This window comes from Mesorhizobium sp. M6A.T.Ce.TU.016.01.1.1 (genome assembly GCF_003997065.1).
GTDB lineage: Bacteria > Pseudomonadota > Alphaproteobacteria > Rhizobiales > Rhizobiaceae > Mesorhizobium > Mesorhizobium mediterraneum.
This window is the reverse complement of the sequence record NZ_RZTJ01000118.1, coordinates 1-499: the sequence shown is the minus strand read 5'-3', so window position 1 is coordinate 499 and position 499 is coordinate 1. Positions and strand designations below refer to the sequence as shown.

Below are 499 nucleotides of genomic sequence, written 5' to 3'. Positions count from 1 at the left end.
TGGAGACGGCCGTGACGATCGAGCCCGAAGCCCAGTTCATCTCGGTAATGGTGACGTCGCCGCATTTCGCTTCGGCCGCGGTCGCGGCAAGGGTGGCGATGAACGCAGCGGCGGTGAGCTTAAGCGTGTGTGTGAGCATTGTTTTCTCCTGTTGGTGTTCCATTCCAGGCGATGTCCCCCGGCAGTCAGAGCTACCGGGGCGGTTCCCCACATCAGGAATTATAGGAACACCGAACATTTAACTAACGAATATAATTCGACCCTGACATCGGCTTTTTCGATGCAGGGGCGTTATTCAATCGATGGAGAAGCGCTCCACAGCAGCCTCATCAAAGGTGAAACCGGCCCCCGGACGGGCGGGTATGAGGATGTCGCCATCCACGATCTCCATTTCTTCACGGAACAGCGGGGCATACCACGGCATGTGTTCCACGGAGATGCAATTGGCGGCAGATCCGGCAATGCACAGGCTGTGCTCCGTGAAAATATGGGTGGAAAT

1 pseudogene is annotated in these 499 nt (G+C 56.5%); it reads right to left on the bottom strand.

From position 1 onward, the window contains the following. Positions 1–295 precede the first annotated feature (295 nt). Positions 296–499: pseudogene (locus EOC94_RS33525) on the bottom strand (mandelate racemase/muconate lactonizing enzyme family protein); the annotation flags it as partial.